Source organism: Hyphomonas jannaschiana VP2 (assembly GCF_000685215.1).
Taxonomy (GTDB): domain Bacteria; phylum Pseudomonadota; class Alphaproteobacteria; order Caulobacterales; family Hyphomonadaceae; genus Hyphomonas; species Hyphomonas jannaschiana.
The window spans coordinates 350,525-367,500 of the sequence record NZ_ARYJ01000002.1; the positions used below are offsets into that span (position 1 = coordinate 350,525).

15 protein-coding genes and 1 tRNA gene are annotated in these 16,976 nt (G+C 62.0%); 6 read left to right on the forward strand and 10 right to left on the reverse strand.

All coding sequences use genetic code 11. The features are described 5' to 3' along the window. Window positions 1-18 precede the first annotated feature (18 nt). From HJA_RS04440 to HJA_RS04475, 8 genes are all read right to left on the reverse strand, one after another. Complete coding sequence (locus HJA_RS04440; RefSeq protein WP_035578648.1) at window positions 19-1,401, reverse strand: M20/M25/M40 family metallo-hydrolase; 1,383 nt, start codon at window positions 1,399-1,401, stop codon at window positions 19-21. After that, window positions 1,398-1,826: a hypothetical protein gene (locus tag HJA_RS04445; RefSeq protein WP_035578653.1), complete on the reverse strand. Its 429-nt coding sequence runs from the start codon at window positions 1,824-1,826 to the stop codon at window positions 1,398-1,400. The genes HJA_RS04440 and HJA_RS04445 overlap by 4 nt, the downstream gene beginning before the upstream one ends. 139 nt (window positions 1,827-1,965) lie before the next feature. Beyond that, window positions 1,966-3,195, reverse strand: a complete 1,230-nt coding sequence (locus HJA_RS04450) for a sensor domain-containing phosphodiesterase (RefSeq protein ID WP_081814524.1) — start codon at window positions 3,193-3,195, stop codon at window positions 1,966-1,968. Window positions 3,196-3,365: 170 nt separating this feature from the next. Beyond that, a complete protein-coding gene (locus tag HJA_RS04455) occupies window positions 3,366-4,331 on the reverse strand; it encodes a lysophospholipid acyltransferase family protein (protein ID WP_051597356.1) in 966 nt (321 codons plus the stop codon). Then, a complete protein-coding gene (gene lpxK / locus HJA_RS04460; RefSeq protein WP_035578655.1) occupies window positions 4,328-5,323 on the reverse strand; it encodes a tetraacyldisaccharide 4'-kinase in 996 nt (331 codons plus the stop codon). The genes HJA_RS04455 and lpxK overlap by 4 nt, the downstream gene beginning before the upstream one ends. Next, a complete protein-coding gene (locus tag HJA_RS04465) occupies window positions 5,320-6,582 on the reverse strand; it encodes a 3-deoxy-D-manno-octulosonic acid transferase (protein WP_035578658.1) in 1,263 nt (420 codons plus the stop codon). Before HJA_RS04465 ends, lpxK begins: the two co-directional genes overlap by 4 nt. Next, a complete protein-coding gene (locus HJA_RS04470; protein ID WP_035578661.1) occupies window positions 6,579-7,313 on the reverse strand; it encodes a lysophospholipid acyltransferase family protein in 735 nt (244 codons plus the stop codon). Before HJA_RS04470 ends, HJA_RS04465 begins: the two co-directional genes overlap by 4 nt. Window positions 7,314-7,378: 65 nt before the next feature. Then, a tRNA-Val gene (locus tag HJA_RS04475) sits at window positions 7,379-7,453 on the reverse strand. 503 nt (window positions 7,454-7,956) lie between these two features. Between HJA_RS04475 and HJA_RS04480 the strand changes: the two genes are divergently transcribed. After that, the gene (locus tag HJA_RS04480; protein ID WP_035578665.1) at window positions 7,957-8,199 is read left to right on the forward strand and encodes a hypothetical protein; all 243 of its coding nucleotides are present in this window, start codon (window positions 7,957-7,959) and stop codon (window positions 8,197-8,199) included. Here HJA_RS04480 and HJA_RS04485 read toward each other — a convergent pair. After that, a complete protein-coding gene (locus HJA_RS04485) occupies window positions 8,196-8,876 on the reverse strand; it encodes an HAD-IA family hydrolase (protein WP_035578667.1) in 681 nt (226 codons plus the stop codon). The genes HJA_RS04480 and HJA_RS04485 overlap by 4 nt on opposite strands. Window positions 8,877-8,961: 85 nt before the next feature. Here HJA_RS04485 and glmU point away from each other — a divergent pair, with 85 nt between their 5' ends. From glmU to gor, 3 genes are read left to right on the forward strand one after another with little or no spacing between them, the layout of a single operon-like run. Continuing rightward, on the forward strand, window positions 8,962-10,332 hold the full coding sequence (glmU, locus tag HJA_RS04490; RefSeq protein ID WP_035578669.1) for a bifunctional UDP-N-acetylglucosamine diphosphorylase/glucosamine-1-phosphate N-acetyltransferase GlmU: 1,371 nt from the start codon (window positions 8,962-8,964) through the stop codon (window positions 10,330-10,332). 2 nt (window positions 10,333-10,334) lie between these two features. Next, window positions 10,335-11,033: a ribose-5-phosphate isomerase RpiA gene (rpiA, locus tag HJA_RS04495; RefSeq protein ID WP_035578671.1), complete on the forward strand. Its 699-nt coding sequence runs from the start codon at window positions 10,335-10,337 to the stop codon at window positions 11,031-11,033. A 56-nt stretch (window positions 11,034-11,089) separates the two neighbouring features. Further along, window positions 11,090-12,496, forward strand: coding sequence for a glutathione-disulfide reductase (gene gor / locus HJA_RS04500; RefSeq protein ID WP_035578673.1), 1,407 nt, complete (start codon window positions 11,090-11,092; stop codon window positions 12,494-12,496). Window positions 12,497-12,543: 47 nt separating this feature from the next. Here gor and HJA_RS04505 read toward each other — a convergent pair whose 3' ends face one another. Then, entirely contained in the window at window positions 12,544-13,851 is a 1,308-nt protein-coding gene (locus HJA_RS04505; protein WP_035578676.1) for a ParA family protein, read from the reverse strand. Window positions 13,852-14,000: 149 nt separating this feature from the next. Between HJA_RS04505 and HJA_RS04510 the strand changes: the two genes are divergently transcribed. Next, complete coding sequence (locus HJA_RS04510) at window positions 14,001-15,380, forward strand: class II 3-deoxy-7-phosphoheptulonate synthase (RefSeq protein WP_035578679.1); 1,380 nt, start codon at window positions 14,001-14,003, stop codon at window positions 15,378-15,380. 174 nt (window positions 15,381-15,554) lie between these two features. Then, complete coding sequence (locus HJA_RS04515) at window positions 15,555-16,958, forward strand: MATE family efflux transporter (RefSeq protein WP_035578974.1); 1,404 nt, start codon at window positions 15,555-15,557, stop codon at window positions 16,956-16,958. Window positions 16,959-16,976 lie beyond the last annotated feature (18 nt).

Here is a 16,976-nt window from a genome sequence, read left to right on the forward strand (position 1 = left end):
AGGGCTTTTGGCCGTCGCTTATTTCGACAGCTCCGTGATCAGCACGTACCAATGGTCCAGCGCGCCGGGGATCGAGTCGACCGGAACGCGCTCGTTCAGGCCGTGGGCATACTCGTCCGAAGGCTTCATGAAGATGCCGGTAACGCCATAGGTATCGATGCCTTCCTTGCGGAAGAACAGGCCGTCCGTCGTGCCGGCGGACATGGACGGGATGATCGGAAGGCCGGGCGCCTGGGCATCCACCGCCTTGCGCAGCGCGGCCATGATTTCCGGGTGCAGCGGCGAGGTTTCCGATTGCGGGAACTCCTCCGGGAAGGTCACTTCTGCGCCGTCGCCTGCCAGTTCCTGAAGCTTAGCCATAACTTCGCGCGGCGGAATGCCGGGGAAGATGCGGCAATTGATGTTCGCGACCACGCTCTGCGGCAGGGCGTTCGGTGCATGTCCGCCGGTGATCTCGGTCGGCACACAGGTTGTCCGCGTGATGCCGACGAACTCGGATTCCTGGCCGATCCGGTCGGTGGCGGCCATATCGGTCGGGTCGGCGGCGAAACGGGCCATCGCTTCGCCGAGGTCCCCCTCCGTGCGCTTTGCCGTCTCGGCGAAGAAGGCGAGCGTTAGCTCGCTGGTCTGTACCGGGAATTTGTAGGCGCCGATCCGTTCCAGCACACTGGCCATGTCGACAATCGCATTGTGCGCTGTCGGGCGGCTGGAATGGCCGCCGGGATTGGTGATGGTGATCTTGAAGTCGGCATAGGTCTTTTCGCCGGCCTGCAGGCTGTAGAAGGCGTAGGTGCCGTCTTCATTCAGCGTGCCGCCACCCCCATCGGCATTCAGCACGTAGCGTGCATTCCGGTAGAGCGGAGCGATCGTCTCGGCGGTCTTCTGCGCGGTCTCTTCATCTCCTGTCAGAATGAGGACGATGTCGTTTTCCGGTTCAAACCCTTCACGCTTCAGGCGCAACAGCGTGGTGACCAGCATGGTCAGGCCGTATTTATCGTCCAGCACGCCGCGCCCATAGTAATAGGTGCCATCCGTTTCCATCGTGAACGGAGCGCGTTCCCAGTCGGCCGGGTTGGCTTCGACAACGTCCATATGCGCGTTCAGAAGTATCGGGGAGCCCGGGGTCTTGCCATGATAGGTCGCGATCAGCGTAGCGGTCTCGCCCAGCGGAACAATCTCGATGTCCTCTTTCGCGAAACCGCCAGCTTCCAGCTCGCCGGCAAGGTATTCTGCATAGGCCGGAACCTTGCCGCGTCCGGCGACCGTGTCGAACGCCACGGATTTGCCGAGAATTTCGGTCGCCTTGTCGATATCGACCTGTTCGGCACTGGCCGTGGTCGGCGCGGAGACGCATCCGACGAGGAGAAGTGCGGCGAGACTGGAAAGAATTTTCTGTTTCATTTCGTGAAGGTCCGGATGATGTCGTAGATCTGAATAAGGTTGGCGCCGATCGCCAGGCCTATGAGGATTTCGAGCGGGATCCAGACCGGGATCAGGCCGCGGGCGCGGTTGCGGCCGCGGTCTGCAAACAGGGAGACCAGCCGCCCGATGCCGGCGCCGATCCAGCCAAGCGCCAGCGGCAGGGCCGCGAACCCGGCATAGATGGCAGGCAGGTTCAGCGCGATCAGCAGGGCAGACAGGTGTGCCATCAGGAACAGGCCGCCATAGGTGGCCCGAAATTCCGAATAGCCACCCGGCCGGGCCGGATCAGGATCCTCAACAAGGCGCACAACGCCGGATGCCCACCGTGGGGAGATCAGGGCACCGAGACCCATGGCCGCCCCGGACGCCAGGGCAATGCAGGAAATCATCTGGCCGTAGTGCATGAAGATTCGTCCTCTCAGCAGCCCGGACATTAGATGGCTTTTCGCGCGAGTCTAATCCTGTCTTCAGTCTGTTGGCCGGCACACAAAAAAACGCCGGCCAATACAGGCCGGCGTTGGAGAGTTGGGTTGGGGGGGATGATCAGGCTTTGCGCGCTTCGGCTTTCATTTCGCCAAACGCATTGATGCTGGGACGGCCGAGGAAATAACCCTGGCCTCTGCGGACGCCGAGCAGTTTCAGCGTGCGAAGTTCGGCCTCGGTCTCGATGCCTTCAGCAACGATCTGGGCGCTGGTTTCACGCGTGTAGTGCAGCAGGGCAGAAATCAGCGCGCGGCGCGCAAGGTCGGCATCGACATTGCGCGTCAGGCTGATGTCCACTTTCACGAAGTCCGGGCTCAGCTGGATGATGTGGCGCAGCGACGAGTGTCCGGCGCCGGCATCGTCCACCGCGATGCGCAGGCCGCGCTTGCGCAGCGGTGCTAGGCATTTCGTGAACAAGTCATAGTCCTCGATAATCGCGTGTTCGGTGATCTCAAGCACAATGCGCGACAGTGGAAGTCCGGCAAAAGCAGGGGCAAATGCGGGATTTATCACGGTCTGCGGCGAAGCGTTCACCGATACATACTGGTCGGCTGGCAGTACATTCAGCGCCCGCACGGCGTGACGGATGGCGGCCAGTTCCAGTTCCGCAGCAAGACCGACCTCGGCAGCCTCGGCGAACCAAATGTCGGGCGTGCGGTAAGGCTCAGCCGAGAAGCGGGAGAGGGCTTCAAAGCCCTTCGGCTGCATGTCGCCAAGGTCCACGATGGGCTGGTAGGCGATTTCGAAGGCTTTTTCTTCCAGCACGGATTCGATGCGGATGCGCTTCTCGCGCATGATCCGCTCTGTGCGGTGATTGGCGTGAATCTGCTGCGTCGCGAGATTTGCGAACAGGCGCATCGTTTCCAGGTCGCGCGAATTCAGGCTGGTATTCGGCTTCGGGCTGAGACAGGCGAACATGCCATAGATTGTGCCGTCTTCCAGATGGATCGGAATGGCAATGTGCGAGCCGATCGGCAGCGTGCGGGTGATCGGAAGGGACGAGGCCAGCTGGTTTTCGGACGTATCCGGGATCATCTGCGGCAGGCGGCCGGCGATGATCAGGCCGCAATAGCCTTCATCCATGCTGCGGCTGGCACCGGCGCGGATCAGGTGCTCATAGCCCGGCGCATCGACGTTGCGGTAGACAACGCGGCCATTCACGAACTGCGAAAGATACGCCACCGGCATGTCGAGGTGTTCGCGGATCGCCCTCAGGGACGATTCAATGATTTGCGGCGAGCTCTCCGACGGACCTTTCAACATGGATGCGTCGAGTTGGAATGCGTTCATCAGTGCCCTCCCGGCGAGCGCCTGGTCTTAAGTGAATCCCCCTGCCGTCCTGGCAGTTACCGGGCCAACATAATTAGCTATTTTTAAGCAAGCGGTGCCGGAAACGGCGGAATTCGGAACAGAGAGTTGCCGACTTGGAAACCATGTTGAGCTAAGACACGCTCGGGGCCTCAGGTGACGCCGGCTTCCTTCCAGGCTTCCTTCGGCCAGCGGCGGTGTTGCCAGAACCATTGGCCGGGATGGGCGCGGACCTGCGCTTCCAGGAAGTTGTTGATCCGCGTGACCGAGCGCAGAATGTCGGCGTCGGTATCGCCGGTGTCCTCGGGCACATAGGGCTCGTGGAATTCGATACGGAACCGGGCAGGGCCGGTGCGGACGGTCGAAACGGGCACAATCGGCACCTTGTATTTGAGGGCAAGGCGCGTGGGCCCGGGAGCCGTCATGGCGTCGCGGCCGAAGAAGGGAACGGCCACCCCTTCATTGAACTTCTGGTCGTTCATCAGCGCGATGGGAGAGCCTTTGGCGAGCGCGCGCATCAGTTCGCGCGTGCCGATGCCTTTCGGCGCATTGATCGCTGTGCCGTAGTCATGACGCAGTTTCGAGATGCGCCGGTCAATGTGCGGATTGTTGAGCGCACGATAGGTCATCACCGCTTGCGGGATGCGTTTGGTGATGGCCGCCGGCATGATTTCCCAGTTGGCGAAATGGCCGGAAATGAAGACTGCGCCCTTTCCGCTGTCGCGGATGCGGTCGAGAATGTCGAGTCCGACTATTTCCACCCGCCCGGACGTGTACGGATCGATGCTCGGTAGGTGGGGTAGTTCGCCCGCCGTGCGGCCGGCAGACTCCCAGGCGGCGAGCGCGGTTTCCTCAACTTGTTCTTCCGTCCAGTCCGGGAAAGCCATTTTCAGGTTCCGGCGCATGGTCTTGTGCTGCGACAGGCGCGGGCCGATCTTTCGGATGAGCCATCCGCCGAAATTCGATGCGCGGTCCGGCCCCATCGCCTTGACCGGAGCCCAATAGATCAGATCCCAGGCAATCGTTTCCAGCCGCCACTGGACCCGCTGCCAGAAGCTGGCGCGGTTATCGATGTCCTTCGGGCGGACATATCCGGTTTTCTGCTGCGGATCGCTCATGCTTTGTCCGGCGTGAGAACTGGGGCGAGAAGCGCGGCAAGCGCTGCCTCATCTTCAAAGCGGGCTTCGACGGGGAAGACAAGAATGCGCGCCCGTTCTTCCGCAGGCAAGCGGACATGGTCTTTTGATGTAGTGATCAAGCGCGCGCCGCGATGGGCGGCGAGGTCGTGCAGGAATTTTAGGTCACTGGCCGTGTAGGCGTGATGGTCGCCATAGGGCACGCTGTCCTGAAGGTCGGCGCCGGCCTCTGTGAGGCTGTCGAAGAATTTCACCGGGCGGCCGATGCCCGCAAAGGCGACGAGTGCGCCTTCCGGTACCTTGCCGGCAGGCGCCAGACCGGCGCGCACCACTGGCAGGCGGGACTTCTGTACCGCCGTCAGTTCCTTGCCTTCTCCCATAAGGATAACGCCATCTGCGCGGGCGAGACCATCGGCGACGGGTTCCCGCAGCGGCCCCTTGGGCAAGACATGACCATTCCCGAAGGGTGCGGCGGCATCGATCACAATCAGGGACAGGTCCTTCGCGAGAGAGGGGTTCTGGTGGCCGTCATCCATGACGATCAGCTGGACGCCGTCTTCCGCCATGGCGCGGGCGGCTTCTGCGCGGTTCTTGCCGATCCAGGTTTCCCCTGTGGCGGCCAGCATCAATGGTTCGTCGCCCACTTCCGCCGATGTGTGGAGGGCAGGATCGACCTTCAGCGGGCCTTCCATCGTGCCGCCATAGCCTCGCGACAGACTCGCCGCCCGCAGGCCGGCAGCACTTGCCTTGTGCCGGATCGCTTCGACGATGGGGGTCTTGCCGACGCCGCCGACCGTGAGATTGCCAATGCAGACAATCCGGGCTGCAACCCGTTCCGGCTTTGCGGCCGCCAGCTTGCGGCGAATGCCGAAGGTATAAAGCGCCGCCAGAGGCGTCAGCAGCAGGCGGGTCAGCGGGGCGGCTTCCCGGGACCGCGGATCAAGGCCGGCCGACCAGAAATGCGGCGCCTTCATTCCAGAAGTCCTTTTTCCGGCAACAGCGGGCGGATGGCTTCCAGGGTCACCTGCATCGGTGCGTCGGCTTCATATTCCAGAAGGTCCAGCGAGGAACTGGATGGCGGCGCCATGGTCACCAGCGCCCGGCCGATGGCTTTCGGTGTCTTGAGCAGACGGATGAGGCCGCGCTCCGACAGGTCTTCCATCATGTCGGCAAAATTGAAAACATCCGGGCTGGAGACCACAGGCTTGCCAAGGCGGATCGGTTCCAGCGGATTGTGCCCGCCAACGTCCGGCGTGTGCCCGCCGCCCAGATAGACCGCATCCGCCAGACGGAACCAGATACCCATCTCGCCCATCGTGTCGGCCAGAAGGACCCGCGTGTTCATGTTCGGCACATCCCCGCGCGAGCGGCGTGCGAAGGGGATGTTGCGGGCTCGTAGCAGGTCTTCGACCACGGGCCCGCGTTCCGGATGCCGCGGGGCGATGATCAGGGCGGCGTCCGGCGCGGCCTTCATCGCGTCCAGGAAGAGCGCCTCTTCGCCATCATGCGTCGAGGCGGCGAGATAACACTTGCGAAGGCCTTTGAAGCCCTCATGCATCCGGCGCAGCTCAATATCATTGGCCGACGGTGGGGGAAGGGCGGATTTCAGGTTTCCGGAGCAGACAACCGGCTTGCCCATCAGATTGGCCAGTCGCCGGGCGGTGTCCTCATCTGCGGCAAGGACGGCGTCAAACCGGCCTACCAACGCGCGGAAGGTCTGGTGAAAGCGTTGCCAGCCTTGCGCCGACTTTTCGGTCATGCGCGCATTTACCAGTGCACGTTTGGCCCCGGCTTTTTCTGCTTCCAGGATCAGATTAGGCCAGACTTCCCCCTCACCGAAGATGCAGAGGCTGGGCTTCCAGTGACGGATGAACCGCCGGGCAGCGGCGGGCGTATCGATCGGGGCCATGGTGTAGACGGCATTGTCCGGCAGCATCGGTCCCATCAGCCTGGCGGAGGTTTGCGTCTGGCTGGTGAACAGCAGCATCAGGTCTGGCCGCTCGTCCAGCAGACGGTTGCCGAGTTCCAGAAGAAGCCGGCTTTCGCCAACACTCGCCCCATGCAGCCAGACCAGCGCACCATTGTTGCGCAGCACAGGCAGGTGCCGCGCCATCCGTTCGTTCCGGCGCGAGAAGTCTTCCTTGCCCTGTTTGACCCGTGCACTCAGCACGAAGCCCAGGAAAGGCGAAAGCGCGCTGGTCAGGACGCGATACACATGGAGTGCAAAGGTCATTTGGGGGAAGGGTCCGTAGCTGTTTCCGGTTTGCGGCCGCACAGCATATCAGCCCGGCGGGTCGCTTCATCAAGTCGTGCCTGCAATTCCGCGCGCAAGGCCTCAGGGTCTGCGGTGCGTGGGGCCGCAATCGGCGCCCCGAGTATGATGGCGCCCTTCGTAAAGGGAAACGGGATGATAAACCGGTCCCAGGTCTTCAGCCGCCAGCAGGGCGTGATCGACAGGGCGTAGGGCACGATCGGCGCGCCGGCCCGCTGGGCGATCATGATCGCGCCGGGGCTCACCTGTTCGGCCGGGCCACGCGGGCCGTCGGGCGTGATGCAGACCGCGCTGCCGCTTTTAAGCAGGCGTGCGGCTTCGGCAATGGCGCGGGCACCGCCCTTGTCCTTGCGCTTCTTCTTGTTGGCTGCAGAGCCCCTGACGGCATGGAGCTGAAGGTGGTCAATGGCGCGGGCGACCGCTTCACCGTCCGGCGACAGGGAGATCAGCATGGCCGCGCGGTTCACCCGGTCTTTCCAGCCGCGAATGAAGCGAATCCAGCCGACCGGCAAGATCATGATCCGGGAATGCCATGAGGCGACAACGATGCCGTCATTCTCGCGCCAGGCTTCGCGGGCTGCAGGGTCTACCTCGACCGTCCAGCGCACCGTATGGGCCACCAGGGCCATCCACGCCCAGATCAGGCGGCCGAGGATGGCGGCGACGGCGGAAGAGCGAAGCAGCGATTTCATCGCGCGGCTTATAGCGTGCTTTTCAGGAGGAACCACGCATTGTCGCAGGTGGCGGGGAACAGGAATGGTGGGCGATACAAGGTTCGAACTTGTGACCCCTGCCGTGTGAAGGCAGTGCTCTACCACTGAGCTAATCGCCCGCTCCGGAAAAAAGCGGGGTTAATCTGACTGAGTCGCGAGGTCAAGCAGGGAAAGCTGAAGCGGGTGTATCCCGTTTCTGTCCCCAGATCAGACTACAATCTCCGATGAGTTGTGTGACATGCGAGTCATAGCTGCTATGCAAAGATATGCTGCAATGCATGGTTTGAGACGCTGTGTTTCCATGGGGAATTGCGGCGAAACGAAGGCTGTCACCCATATACGGGACAGGCGTGGTATAAGGGATTTACTGTTTTTAGCAGGAACGCTGTAAACATTGCAGGCGCCAAACAGGAAGATGAACAGACGTTCAGTCTGAACATTTGTTCATCTAGAAAGATTACATTGGTTTCATTCGAAATAAGTCTTGAGATTGAGCGCCAACATTGTCATTTTGCAGTCACAGACGACGAGCCGACCACGGTTCGCGAAAATGTAGACCCTAAGAAGGACAGGCAGGGGCTGTATCAGCCCTGAAAAACAAAAACGCCTGGAGAGAGAGAAAATGAAAGACTGGTGTGACGAAGAAGGCGCGAAGCGCCTGCGTGAGAAAATTGCTGCCTATTGGGCCGAGCGTGGCTACGAAGTGGATGTTGACCTGGTCGACGCCGGGTTCGTGCCTGCCATGCGCAGCGCCCGTACTGACGTGCGCAGCAATATGGTGAACGGCATGCCCCGCCGCCGGATCAATCCGGATGCGTCGGCCGCTCGCCCGAGCTACCGCCCGCGCGCTGAAGCGACAGCCTAACTGATCAGGCGCGAGAGCGCCGCAGGCAGCTGGGAATAGTGCGAGACGACGGCATCTGCGCCAATTGCCTCCACTGACTCTGCTTCATAGCCAAATGGTACAAATACGAAGGGCAGTCCGGCATTCCGGGCTGCCCTTTCGTCTGTGCGGCTGTCACCGACCATGATGGCGCGGGAAGGATTGCCCCCGGCCGCATGGATGGTGCGCACGATATGGTCTCCGTCCGGCTTTTTGGACGGGACGCTGTCGGCACCGATGATGGCGGCAAAGCGCGGCGAGAGGCCCAGCGCATCCAGCAGCTTGTCGGAGAGGTCCTGCTTCTTGTTGGTACAGACCGACAGGATCGCGCCGTCTGCGGCCAGGCAATCCAGTATCTCCGGTGCTTGGTCGAACGGGCGTGAGCCGATCGCGATGTGTTCTGAATAGTACACAAGGAAGCGGTCAAAGAGACCGTCGAGGTCAGGTTCTGATGGTGTCAGGCCCTGATGCGTCATACCCTTCCGGATCATCGCCTTAGCCCCATGTCCGATCATGCCGGCGACCGTTTGCAGGTCCACCGTTTCAAGCCCGGCATGGTCCAGAACATGGTTCAGCGCATTCAGCAGGTCGGGTGCGGTATCTACCAGCGTCCCGTCGAGGTCAAAGACTACGGTCCAGCCGTTCAGCCATCCTGTCATGATTGCTCCAATTCCCGCTCGCCCCTCGCCTTGAATCGGCCTTTGATCTAGGCGAATGGGCATAAGAAAGCGAGAGGGCCCTGTCATGAGCCAGACATCCAGACCCCGCGCGGCAGTGATCCTCGCCGCAGGCAAGGGAACGCGGATGAAGTCGAGCCTGCCCAAGGTGATGCACCCGGTGGGCGGCCGGCCCATGGTCGACTGGTCAATCGATCTGGCGCGCCGGGCGGGCTGTTCGCAGATCGTTGTCGTGGCGCATCCTTCCCAGGGCCTGCTGATCGAACATATCGCCAGCCTGCCGGGCGATATTCCCGTCGCTTTCCAGGACCCGCCCATGGGCACAGGCCATGCCGTGAAGTGCGCAGCCGATGCGCTATCCGGATTTCAGGGTGATCTTGTCGTGCTTTACGGGGACTCCCCGCTGGTTCCGGCGGACGCTATTGAGGAATTGTTCGCGTCGCTGGAAGAAGGCGCTGCCGTCGGCGTGCTCGGCTTCGCCACGCATGAGCCGGGGCTCTATGGCCGTCTTATCACGTCAGGCCATGGCCAGCTGGAAGCCATCGTCGAGGCGCGCGAGGCGACGCCCGAGCAGCTGCTGGTCACACTTTGCAATTCCGGCGTCATGGCTGCCGGGGCCGAGGACATGTTCCGGCTTCTGGAAAAGGTCACCAACGACAATGCCAAGGGCGAATACTACCTCACCGACCTCGTCGGTCTCGCACGCGCCGAAGGCCGCCGGTGCCAGGCGGTCCGGTGCGCCGAGGAAGACATGATTGGCTGCGACTCCAAGGCAGACCTCGCCGAGGCCGAAGCGATCTTCCAGGCTCGCTGCCGCAAGCAGGCGCTGGAGGACGGGGTGACACTGATCGCGCCGGAAACCGTCTACTTCTCCTATGACACGGTGATCGAGCATGATGTCGTGGTTGAGCCGAATGTGGTGTTCGGCCCGGGCGTAACGGTGAAATCCGGCGCGCAGATCCGGGCATTCAGCCATCTCGAAGGCGCGACCATCGGGCCCTACGCATCCGTCGGCCCGTTTGCGCGGCTTCGCCCCGGCGCCGTGCTGGATGAGGCGGCATTCGTCGGCAATTTCGTCGAGGTGAAGAATGTGCATATGGCCGAAGGGGCCAAGGCGAGCCATCTGTCCTATCTGGGCGATGGTGAAGTCGGTGCCGGTGCGAACATCGGCGCAGGCACGATCTTCTGTAACTATGATGGCTTCTTCAAATACCGGACGACCATTGGGGAGGGAGCCTTTATTGGCTCTAATTCAGCCCTGGTTGCGCCGGTGACCATCGGAGAGGGCGCAATCGTTGGCAGTGGCAGCGTCATTACCAAGGACGTCGAAGCGGGTGCACTGGCCGTCGCGCGCGGCAGGCAGGTGGAACGCAAAGGCTGGGCGACGGCGTTCCGGGAGAAAATGACGGCGCGAAAAGCTGCAAAGAAGAAGGGCTGAGCATGGCAAACGAGCTGGAGAAGCAGAACGCGGCGGCCGCGGCGATGGAATTCGTCGAAGACGGCATGACCATCGGTCTCGGCACCGGCTCGACCGCGAAATATTTCGTCCAGATGCTCGCCGAGGAGATTGCCGACGGCCTTGTCGTGCGCTGCATTGAGACCAGCGAACAGACCCGCCGCCTGGCCGAGAGCCTTGGCGTGCCCCTGATCCCGTCTGAACAGATCGAGCGTATCCACCTCACCGTCGATGGCGCCGATGAGGTCGACGAGCACGGTTTCCTCATCAAGGGCGGCGGCGCTGCGCTCTTGCGCGAGAAGATTATCGCCAATGCCAGTGATCACATGGTCGTGATTGCCGACCCGTCGAAACAGGTCGAGCGGCTTGGCAAGTTCCCTCTACCCGTGGAGGTGACGCCCTTCGGCTATACGATCACGGCGAAGAAGGTTTACGACGCGCTCTGTTCCAGCGGGATCGACCGTCCACGCGTGGAATTACGGGCCCAGCCGGGCGGCCGGCTGGTCATGACCGATGGCGGAAACTACATCCTGGACTGCCACTGCCAGCGGATTCCGGACGCGGAATCGCTGGCTGCACGCCTCTCAAATGTGCCCGGTGTCGTCGAACACGGATTGTTTATCGGCATCGCCCGGACCGTCATTATCGGCAATGAGGCCGGGGCCACGGTGTTTGAATTCTGACCCTGCGCGCCCATATGCGCCCGCAGACACGCATACGATCTTCAAGGAACTGACATATGGCTGAGCACGCTTACGACTTCGACCTGTTTGTGATCGGAGGCGGCTCCGGCGGGGTGCGCGCGGCGCGCATTGCAGCCATCGCCGGCGCGCGTGTCGGTCTTGCGGAAGAATACCGGATGGGTGGCACCTGCGTGATCCGCGGCTGCGTGCCGAAGAAGTTCATGGTCTATGCCAGCCAGTATGGCAAAGACATCGAGAAGTCTGCCGGCTATGGCTGGAGTGTTGGCGTTGTCTCGTACGATCACGGAACATTTGCCGCGGCGATGCATGCCGAAGTGGACCGCCTGTCGGGCATCTATTTCCGTAACCTCAAGAATGCCGGCGTCGAGATTTTCGAAGAGCGCGCCGAGTTTGTGGATGGGCACACCGTCCGCCTGAAAAACAGCGGCAAGACAATCACGGCGAACAAGATCCTGATCGCCGTTGGCGGTGCGCCCTGGCGTCCGTCACCGGAAGAACTGCCGGGCGTAGAGCACACGATCACCTCCAATGAGGTGTTTCATCTGGAAGATCTGCCGAAGCATGTCGTCATTGCAGGCGGCGGATACATCGCGGTTGAGTTCGCGCACATTTTTGCCGGGCTCGGCGTGCCGACCTGTCTGGTTTATCGCGGTGAGGAAGTGCTGCGCGGCTTCGATGCAGATGTCCGCACTGCCGTGCATGAGGGCCTGAAAGAGGCGGGCGTGCGCGTCGTCACCGGCGCGGTGTTCGATAAAATCGAGAAGCGGGACGGTGAAGACCTGCCGCTCCACATCACGCTGTCCAGCGGCAGCCATATCGATGCCGATGTCGTACTGATGGCCGTGGGCCGCCGTCCGAACACCGAAGGGCTTGGCTGTGAGGCGGCTGGGGTCGAACTGGATGACAAGGGCGCGGTCAAAGTCGATGAATGGTCAAAGACCAATGTCGACAGCGTCTGGGCCGTCGGCGACGTGACCGACCGCGTGGCACTGACGCCGGTCGCTATCCGCGAAGGCCACGCCTTTGCCGACACCGAATTCGGCGGCAATCCCTGGCATTTCGACCATTCGGATATTGCGACCGCGGTCTTTTCCCAGCCGGAAGTCGGCACGGTCGGCCTCAGCGAGGCAGATGCCCGCAAGGCCCATGGCCCCGATATCGACATCTACAAGACGAACTTCAAGCCGATGAAAAATGCCCTGAACGGTGACACCAGCCGTGTACTGATGAAACTCGTCGTGCGCGCGTCGGACGAGAAAGTTCTGGGTGTTCACATGGTCGGCGACGATGCGGCCGAGATCATCCAGGCCATCGGCATCGCCATCAAGATGGGTGTGACCAAGCCGGACTTCGACCGCACCTGCGCTGTCCATCCTTCGGTGGCCGAGGAACTGGTGACGATGCGCACGAAATGGGTGCCGGACGTGACGAGTAACGCCTGAAGCGCAAGTCTCCGTTCACAATCGACGCCGATTGCTTTGAACTTGCTCTAATGCGTCTCGTCGCAGAGCGTCTTCAGTTCCAGCGCGATTGTCTTCAGGCTTTCGCGGATCTGTTTCAGCCCGCCGCCGCGACCGGAATGGATCACCAGCTGTTTCCAGGGCGGCTGGCCCTCCTGCGGAGGCTTCACGGCGAAATGCTTGGAGCGGGGCAGGGCGGACTTCAGCAGCGCTTTCGACAGCGGGAAGCCGGCTGCATCGTCAAACGCGCCATTGCGGGCATCCGCCTCGAAGGTCGACTGTTCCGACCGGCTGACCGCATTGAAGAGAACTGACAGGGCCGGGCGCTTGCCGACGGGGATCTGCGTGCGCAACACCTGGTTCAGCAGCTTCACCCCGCGCAGGGAATAGATGTCGGTGTGCATCGGCGCCAGCACACGGTCTGCCGCCTCCAGCGCGCAGCGGGTCAGGAAGGTGGCGTTGGGGTTCGTGTCGAACACGATGAGATCGTATTCGCTGCGATAGAAGTCGACCTGACGCAGGAAGTGCCGCTTGATCTGCTCCAACGCGTCATTGTCGGTGGCGAAGGCGTATTTCGATATCTCGAACTGGCCAGAGATGATGTCGAACCGGCCGGGCGGGCTGTTGCTGTCGGCCATCAGGTCATGGACCAGGTAATCGCGCGCGACCGGGGCAAAGGGCTCGGTCGACAGGCTCAGCCAGTGTTCGGCCGGGCTTTCCGCATCCCGCGTATGCAGGCGCGAACGTTCGAACAGCGATATGACCGAGCGGTCCGCCGCCGCGCTCTCATCCGCGACATCCATTTCGTAGAAGGTCTGAGTGAGATTGTACTGCGGATCGAGGTCAATCAGCAGAATGCGTCCGCCGGCCATGGCGTGCCAGGCGCCGAAGACCTGCGCCGAAACGGTCGTTTTGCCGACCCCACCCTTGAGATTCATCACGGCGATGACCGGGCATTTCTTCTTGTAGGCGTCGAGCGTCTGCTGGACCAGCTGCGCCAGACCGTCCGGTGTTGTGCTGGACAGACGCAGATGCGGCTGGACTTCCTGCTTGAAGAAGCCGTTCAGGCGCGCCTTGTCGATCTGATAGGGGATCAGCGGCAGGCCGCGGGCCTTGGCGCGCTCAATATCCTGCCGGACGGTCTTTGACCGCACGGAGGTCGCGGACACCAGCACGATCATCGCGAAGGCGTCATCGATGTCGCGATTGTTACGATCGCGGTCGTTGGCGTCGTCTGGCGCGAATTTTACCGGGATCGACTCAGCCCGCATCGCTTCGTGAAGCTTCAGCAGGTCGTCGAGGTCCAGCGTGGAGTGGGCGATATAGACGTGAGACATGATCTCGCGGCGGTCCCTTCAGGCTTGCCTCAGGTCCTGACTACCTAAGGCGTGACGAGGTGATTCCGCCAGCGTTGTGCTGTGAAATTGTGGTGAAACTTGAGCGATCGCCTGCCATGTGATTAATGCGGCCATCAATGGAGCGTAAGATGAGCAACTGGACCCCTTCCGACTGGCGCCAACTGCCGGCGAAGCACATCCCGGAGGATTACCCGGATACTGCAGCACTTGCTGCAGCAGAGGCCCGTCTGCGCTCGTTTCCGCCGCTGGTATTTGCCGGCGAAGCCCGACGCCTGAAAACCCGCCTCGCCGAAGTGGCCGCAGGCGACGCTTTCCTGCTGCAGGGCGGCGATTGCGCGGAAAGCTTCAAGGAATTCCATCCGGACAACATCCGCGACACGTTCCGCGTGATTCTGCAGATGGCCGTCGTGCTGACCTTCGCCGCCGCCAAGCCGGTGGTGAAAGTGGGCCGGATCGCCGGACAGTTCGGCAAGCCGCGCTCGGCGCCGATCGAGACGATCGATGGTGTGACGCTGCCGTCCTACCGGGGCGACAACATCAACGGCATGGACTTCACGCCGGAAGCCCGCATGCCCGACCCGGAGCGCCTGATCCAGGCCTACTCCCAGTCGGCAGCGACGCTGAACCTGCTGCGCGCCTTCAGCCAGGGTGGCTATGCCAGCCTCGCCAATGTGCACCGCTGGATGCTCGGCTTCGTGGACCGCAGCTCTCAGGGCGAACGCTATGAGAAGCTGGCGGACCAGATCTCCGCGTCTCTGCGATTCATGGAAGCGGTCGGCCTCAATGCCGAAACCGTGCCCCAGATGGCGCAGGTGGAGTTCTACACCAGCCACGAAGCCCTGCTGCTCGGCTATGAGGAAGCGCTGACCCGGATCGATTCCACGTCTGGCGACTGGTACGACACATCGGCCCACATGCTGTGGATCGGTCACCGGACCCGTCAGGTGGATCATGCCCACGTCAATTTCTGCAAGGGGATCAAGAACCCGATCGGCATCAAGTGCGGCCCCGGTATGGAGCCGGACGAGCTTGTCCGCCTGATCGAGACGATCAACCCGACAGATGAGGCAGGCCGGATCACGCTGATCTCGCGCTTCGGTTCCGATGGTGTGGCGCAGGGGCTTCCGCCGCTGGCGCGCGCCGTGAAGGCAAGCGGCCGGACGGTTGTCTGGTCCTGCGATCCGATGCACGGCAACACGCTGAAGACGGACTCCGGCTTCAAGACGCGCCCGGTGGACCGTATCCTCTCCGAGGTGCGCCAGTTCATCGACGTCATGAATGCTGAGGGCTGTTACCCGGGCGGGGTTCACTTCGAGATGACCGGCCAGAACGTCACCGAATGTATCGGCGGCGCGCAGGCGATCTCCGAGGACGACCTCTCCAGCCGCTACCACACGCACTGCGACCCGCGACTGAACGGTGAGCAGGCGCTGGAGCTGGCCTTCCTGGTGGCAGAGAAGCTTCAGGCGCTCGGCAACGGCAAGGACACGGCCCGCAAGGCCGGCTGACGCACACGCTTTAACCGGCCTTAAAAGCCGGGTGCGACAGCCAGATCCGTCTCCGTCAGGACACGGTAAATTTACAAGGCCGGACCTGATCCGGCCTTGCTTCGCACAACACAATTCAACAAGACACACGAGCCCGGCCTATGGCGCCGGGCAGAGGGTATTCCAATGCGGAGCATGAACTGGCCGGCCTGGGTCCGGCTTGGGGACATTATTGATTTGTTGCGCCTGTCGGTGCCCATCGCGATCTCCCGGATGGCGATGATGTTGATGAGCATGACGGATGCGGTGGTGCTGGGGCAGTTTGCGCCAGGCGAGCTGCCGTTCGTGCTGAACTCCTGGCTGCCCATGGGCGTCACGCTGGGCTTCAGTATGGGCATTCTGATCGGGGTTCAGGTCCTGACCTCGGAAATGCTGGGCGTCGGGCGGCATGCCCAGTCCGGGCGGATTTTCCGCCGGGGACTGTTGGCCTCCATTGGGCTTGGCGTGGTGCTTCTGGGACTTGTGGTTCTGATCGCAGACCCCTTGTTCTACTGGCTGTTCGTCGAGATCGCGCCTGTCTCTGAGACAACCGATCTCGCCAATCCGGAATACGTTGCGGCGTCGACGGCGTCGGTTACGCACATTCTGGCATTGGCGCTACCGGGCTTCACCATTTCGACGGTGTGCGGTCTCTATCTGGAAGCGCTGCGGCGCCCCACGCTGGTGGCAATTATCAGCTATGGCGGTGTGTTGCTGAACATTGTTCTGGACCTTGCCTATGTCGGCGGCTTCTGGGGACTGCCTCAGATGGGGGCGGAAGGCGTCGCCATCGCGACGACCGGCTCGCGCTATGCCATTGCGGTCGCGATGTTCATCGCCGTCATCTTCCTGACGCCGGCTTTCCGGGCGTCGCCGAAGGCGGAGCCGGGTGAGGCGCGCAGGCAGTTCGAGGTTGGTATCGGCTCGGCGATCTCCAATGTGGCGGAGTGGGGCGGGTTCAACCTGACCTTCACGATCGCGACCTGGATCAGCCTGGCAGCCAACACCGTATACGGATACACAATCCAGCTCGTCGGCTTCTGCTTCATGTTCTATATGGGCATTGCTTCGGCAACGAGTGTCCGGGTGGCGGAAGCCTTCGGCCGCGGCAACAAGGAGGAGGTGGTCAATGCTGGCCGCCTCGGCGTAGCTGCAACGATCCTGACGGGCGTAACGCTCGGGCTAAGCCTCGTCATCTTCAGTGGGCCGCTTTCGGTGTTGCTGGTCGATGGCGAAGCGGTGATCGACGGTGTCCGGATTGCCCCTGCCATTGCATCGCTTCTGTTCCTGGCATCGGTCATGACGGTATTCGACGGGATCCAGGCCACGGCGTCCTTCGCACTGCGGGCGCAGGAGATCGTCTGGTCGCCGAGTCTTATTCACATCGGCTCGTTCTTCCTCGTCATGCTGCCGGCTTGCTACTGGTTCGGCATCGTGCAGGGAAACGGGGCGCGGGGCATGATGGAAGGTGCGCTGATTGGCGTGTTCGTGGCAGGGACGCTGCAGACGCTGATGCTGGAATTGAAAGCGGCGCGTCCCTTGAAAGGACACGCCGCCTGAATTCTCTACATTATCCGG

Bases quoted from the DNA above. Each gene is read 5' to 3' on its own strand.
- HJA_RS04440 (WP_035578648.1), bottom strand. From the start codon at position 1,401: ATGAAACAGAAAATTCTTTCCAGTCTCGCCGCACTTCTCCTCGTCGGA.
- HJA_RS04445 (WP_035578653.1), bottom strand. From the start codon at position 1,826: ATGCACTACGGCCAGATGATTTCCTGCATTGCCCTGGCGTCCGGGGCG.
- HJA_RS04450 (WP_081814524.1), bottom strand. From the start codon at position 3,195: ATGAACGCATTCCAACTCGACGCATCCATGTTGAAAGGTCCGTCGGAG.
- HJA_RS04455 (WP_051597356.1), bottom strand. From the start codon at position 4,331: ATGAGCGATCCGCAGCAGAAAACCGGATATGTCCGCCCGAAGGACATC.
- lpxK (WP_035578655.1), bottom strand. From the start codon at position 5,323: ATGAAGGCGCCGCATTTCTGGTCGGCCGGCCTTGATCCGCGGTCCCGG.
- HJA_RS04465 (WP_035578658.1), bottom strand. From the start codon at position 6,582: ATGACCTTTGCACTCCATGTGTATCGCGTCCTGACCAGCGCGCTTTCG.
- HJA_RS04470 (WP_035578661.1), bottom strand. From the start codon at position 7,313: ATGAAATCGCTGCTTCGCTCTTCCGCCGTCGCCGCCATCCTCGGCCGC.
- HJA_RS04480 (WP_035578665.1), top strand. From the start codon at position 7,957: ATGAAAGACTGGTGTGACGAAGAAGGCGCGAAGCGCCTGCGTGAGAAA.
- HJA_RS04485 (WP_035578667.1), bottom strand. From the start codon at position 8,876: ATGACAGGATGGCTGAACGGCTGGACCGTAGTCTTTGACCTCGACGGG.
- glmU (WP_035578669.1), top strand. From the start codon at position 8,962: ATGAGCCAGACATCCAGACCCCGCGCGGCAGTGATCCTCGCCGCAGGC.
- rpiA (WP_035578671.1), top strand. From the start codon at position 10,335: ATGGCAAACGAGCTGGAGAAGCAGAACGCGGCGGCCGCGGCGATGGAA.
- gor (WP_035578673.1), top strand. From the start codon at position 11,090: ATGGCTGAGCACGCTTACGACTTCGACCTGTTTGTGATCGGAGGCGGC.
- HJA_RS04505 (WP_035578676.1), bottom strand. From the start codon at position 13,851: ATGTCTCACGTCTATATCGCCCACTCCACGCTGGACCTCGACGACCTG.
- HJA_RS04510 (WP_035578679.1), top strand. From the start codon at position 14,001: ATGAGCAACTGGACCCCTTCCGACTGGCGCCAACTGCCGGCGAAGCAC.
- HJA_RS04515 (WP_035578974.1), top strand. From the start codon at position 15,555: ATGAACTGGCCGGCCTGGGTCCGGCTTGGGGACATTATTGATTTGTTG.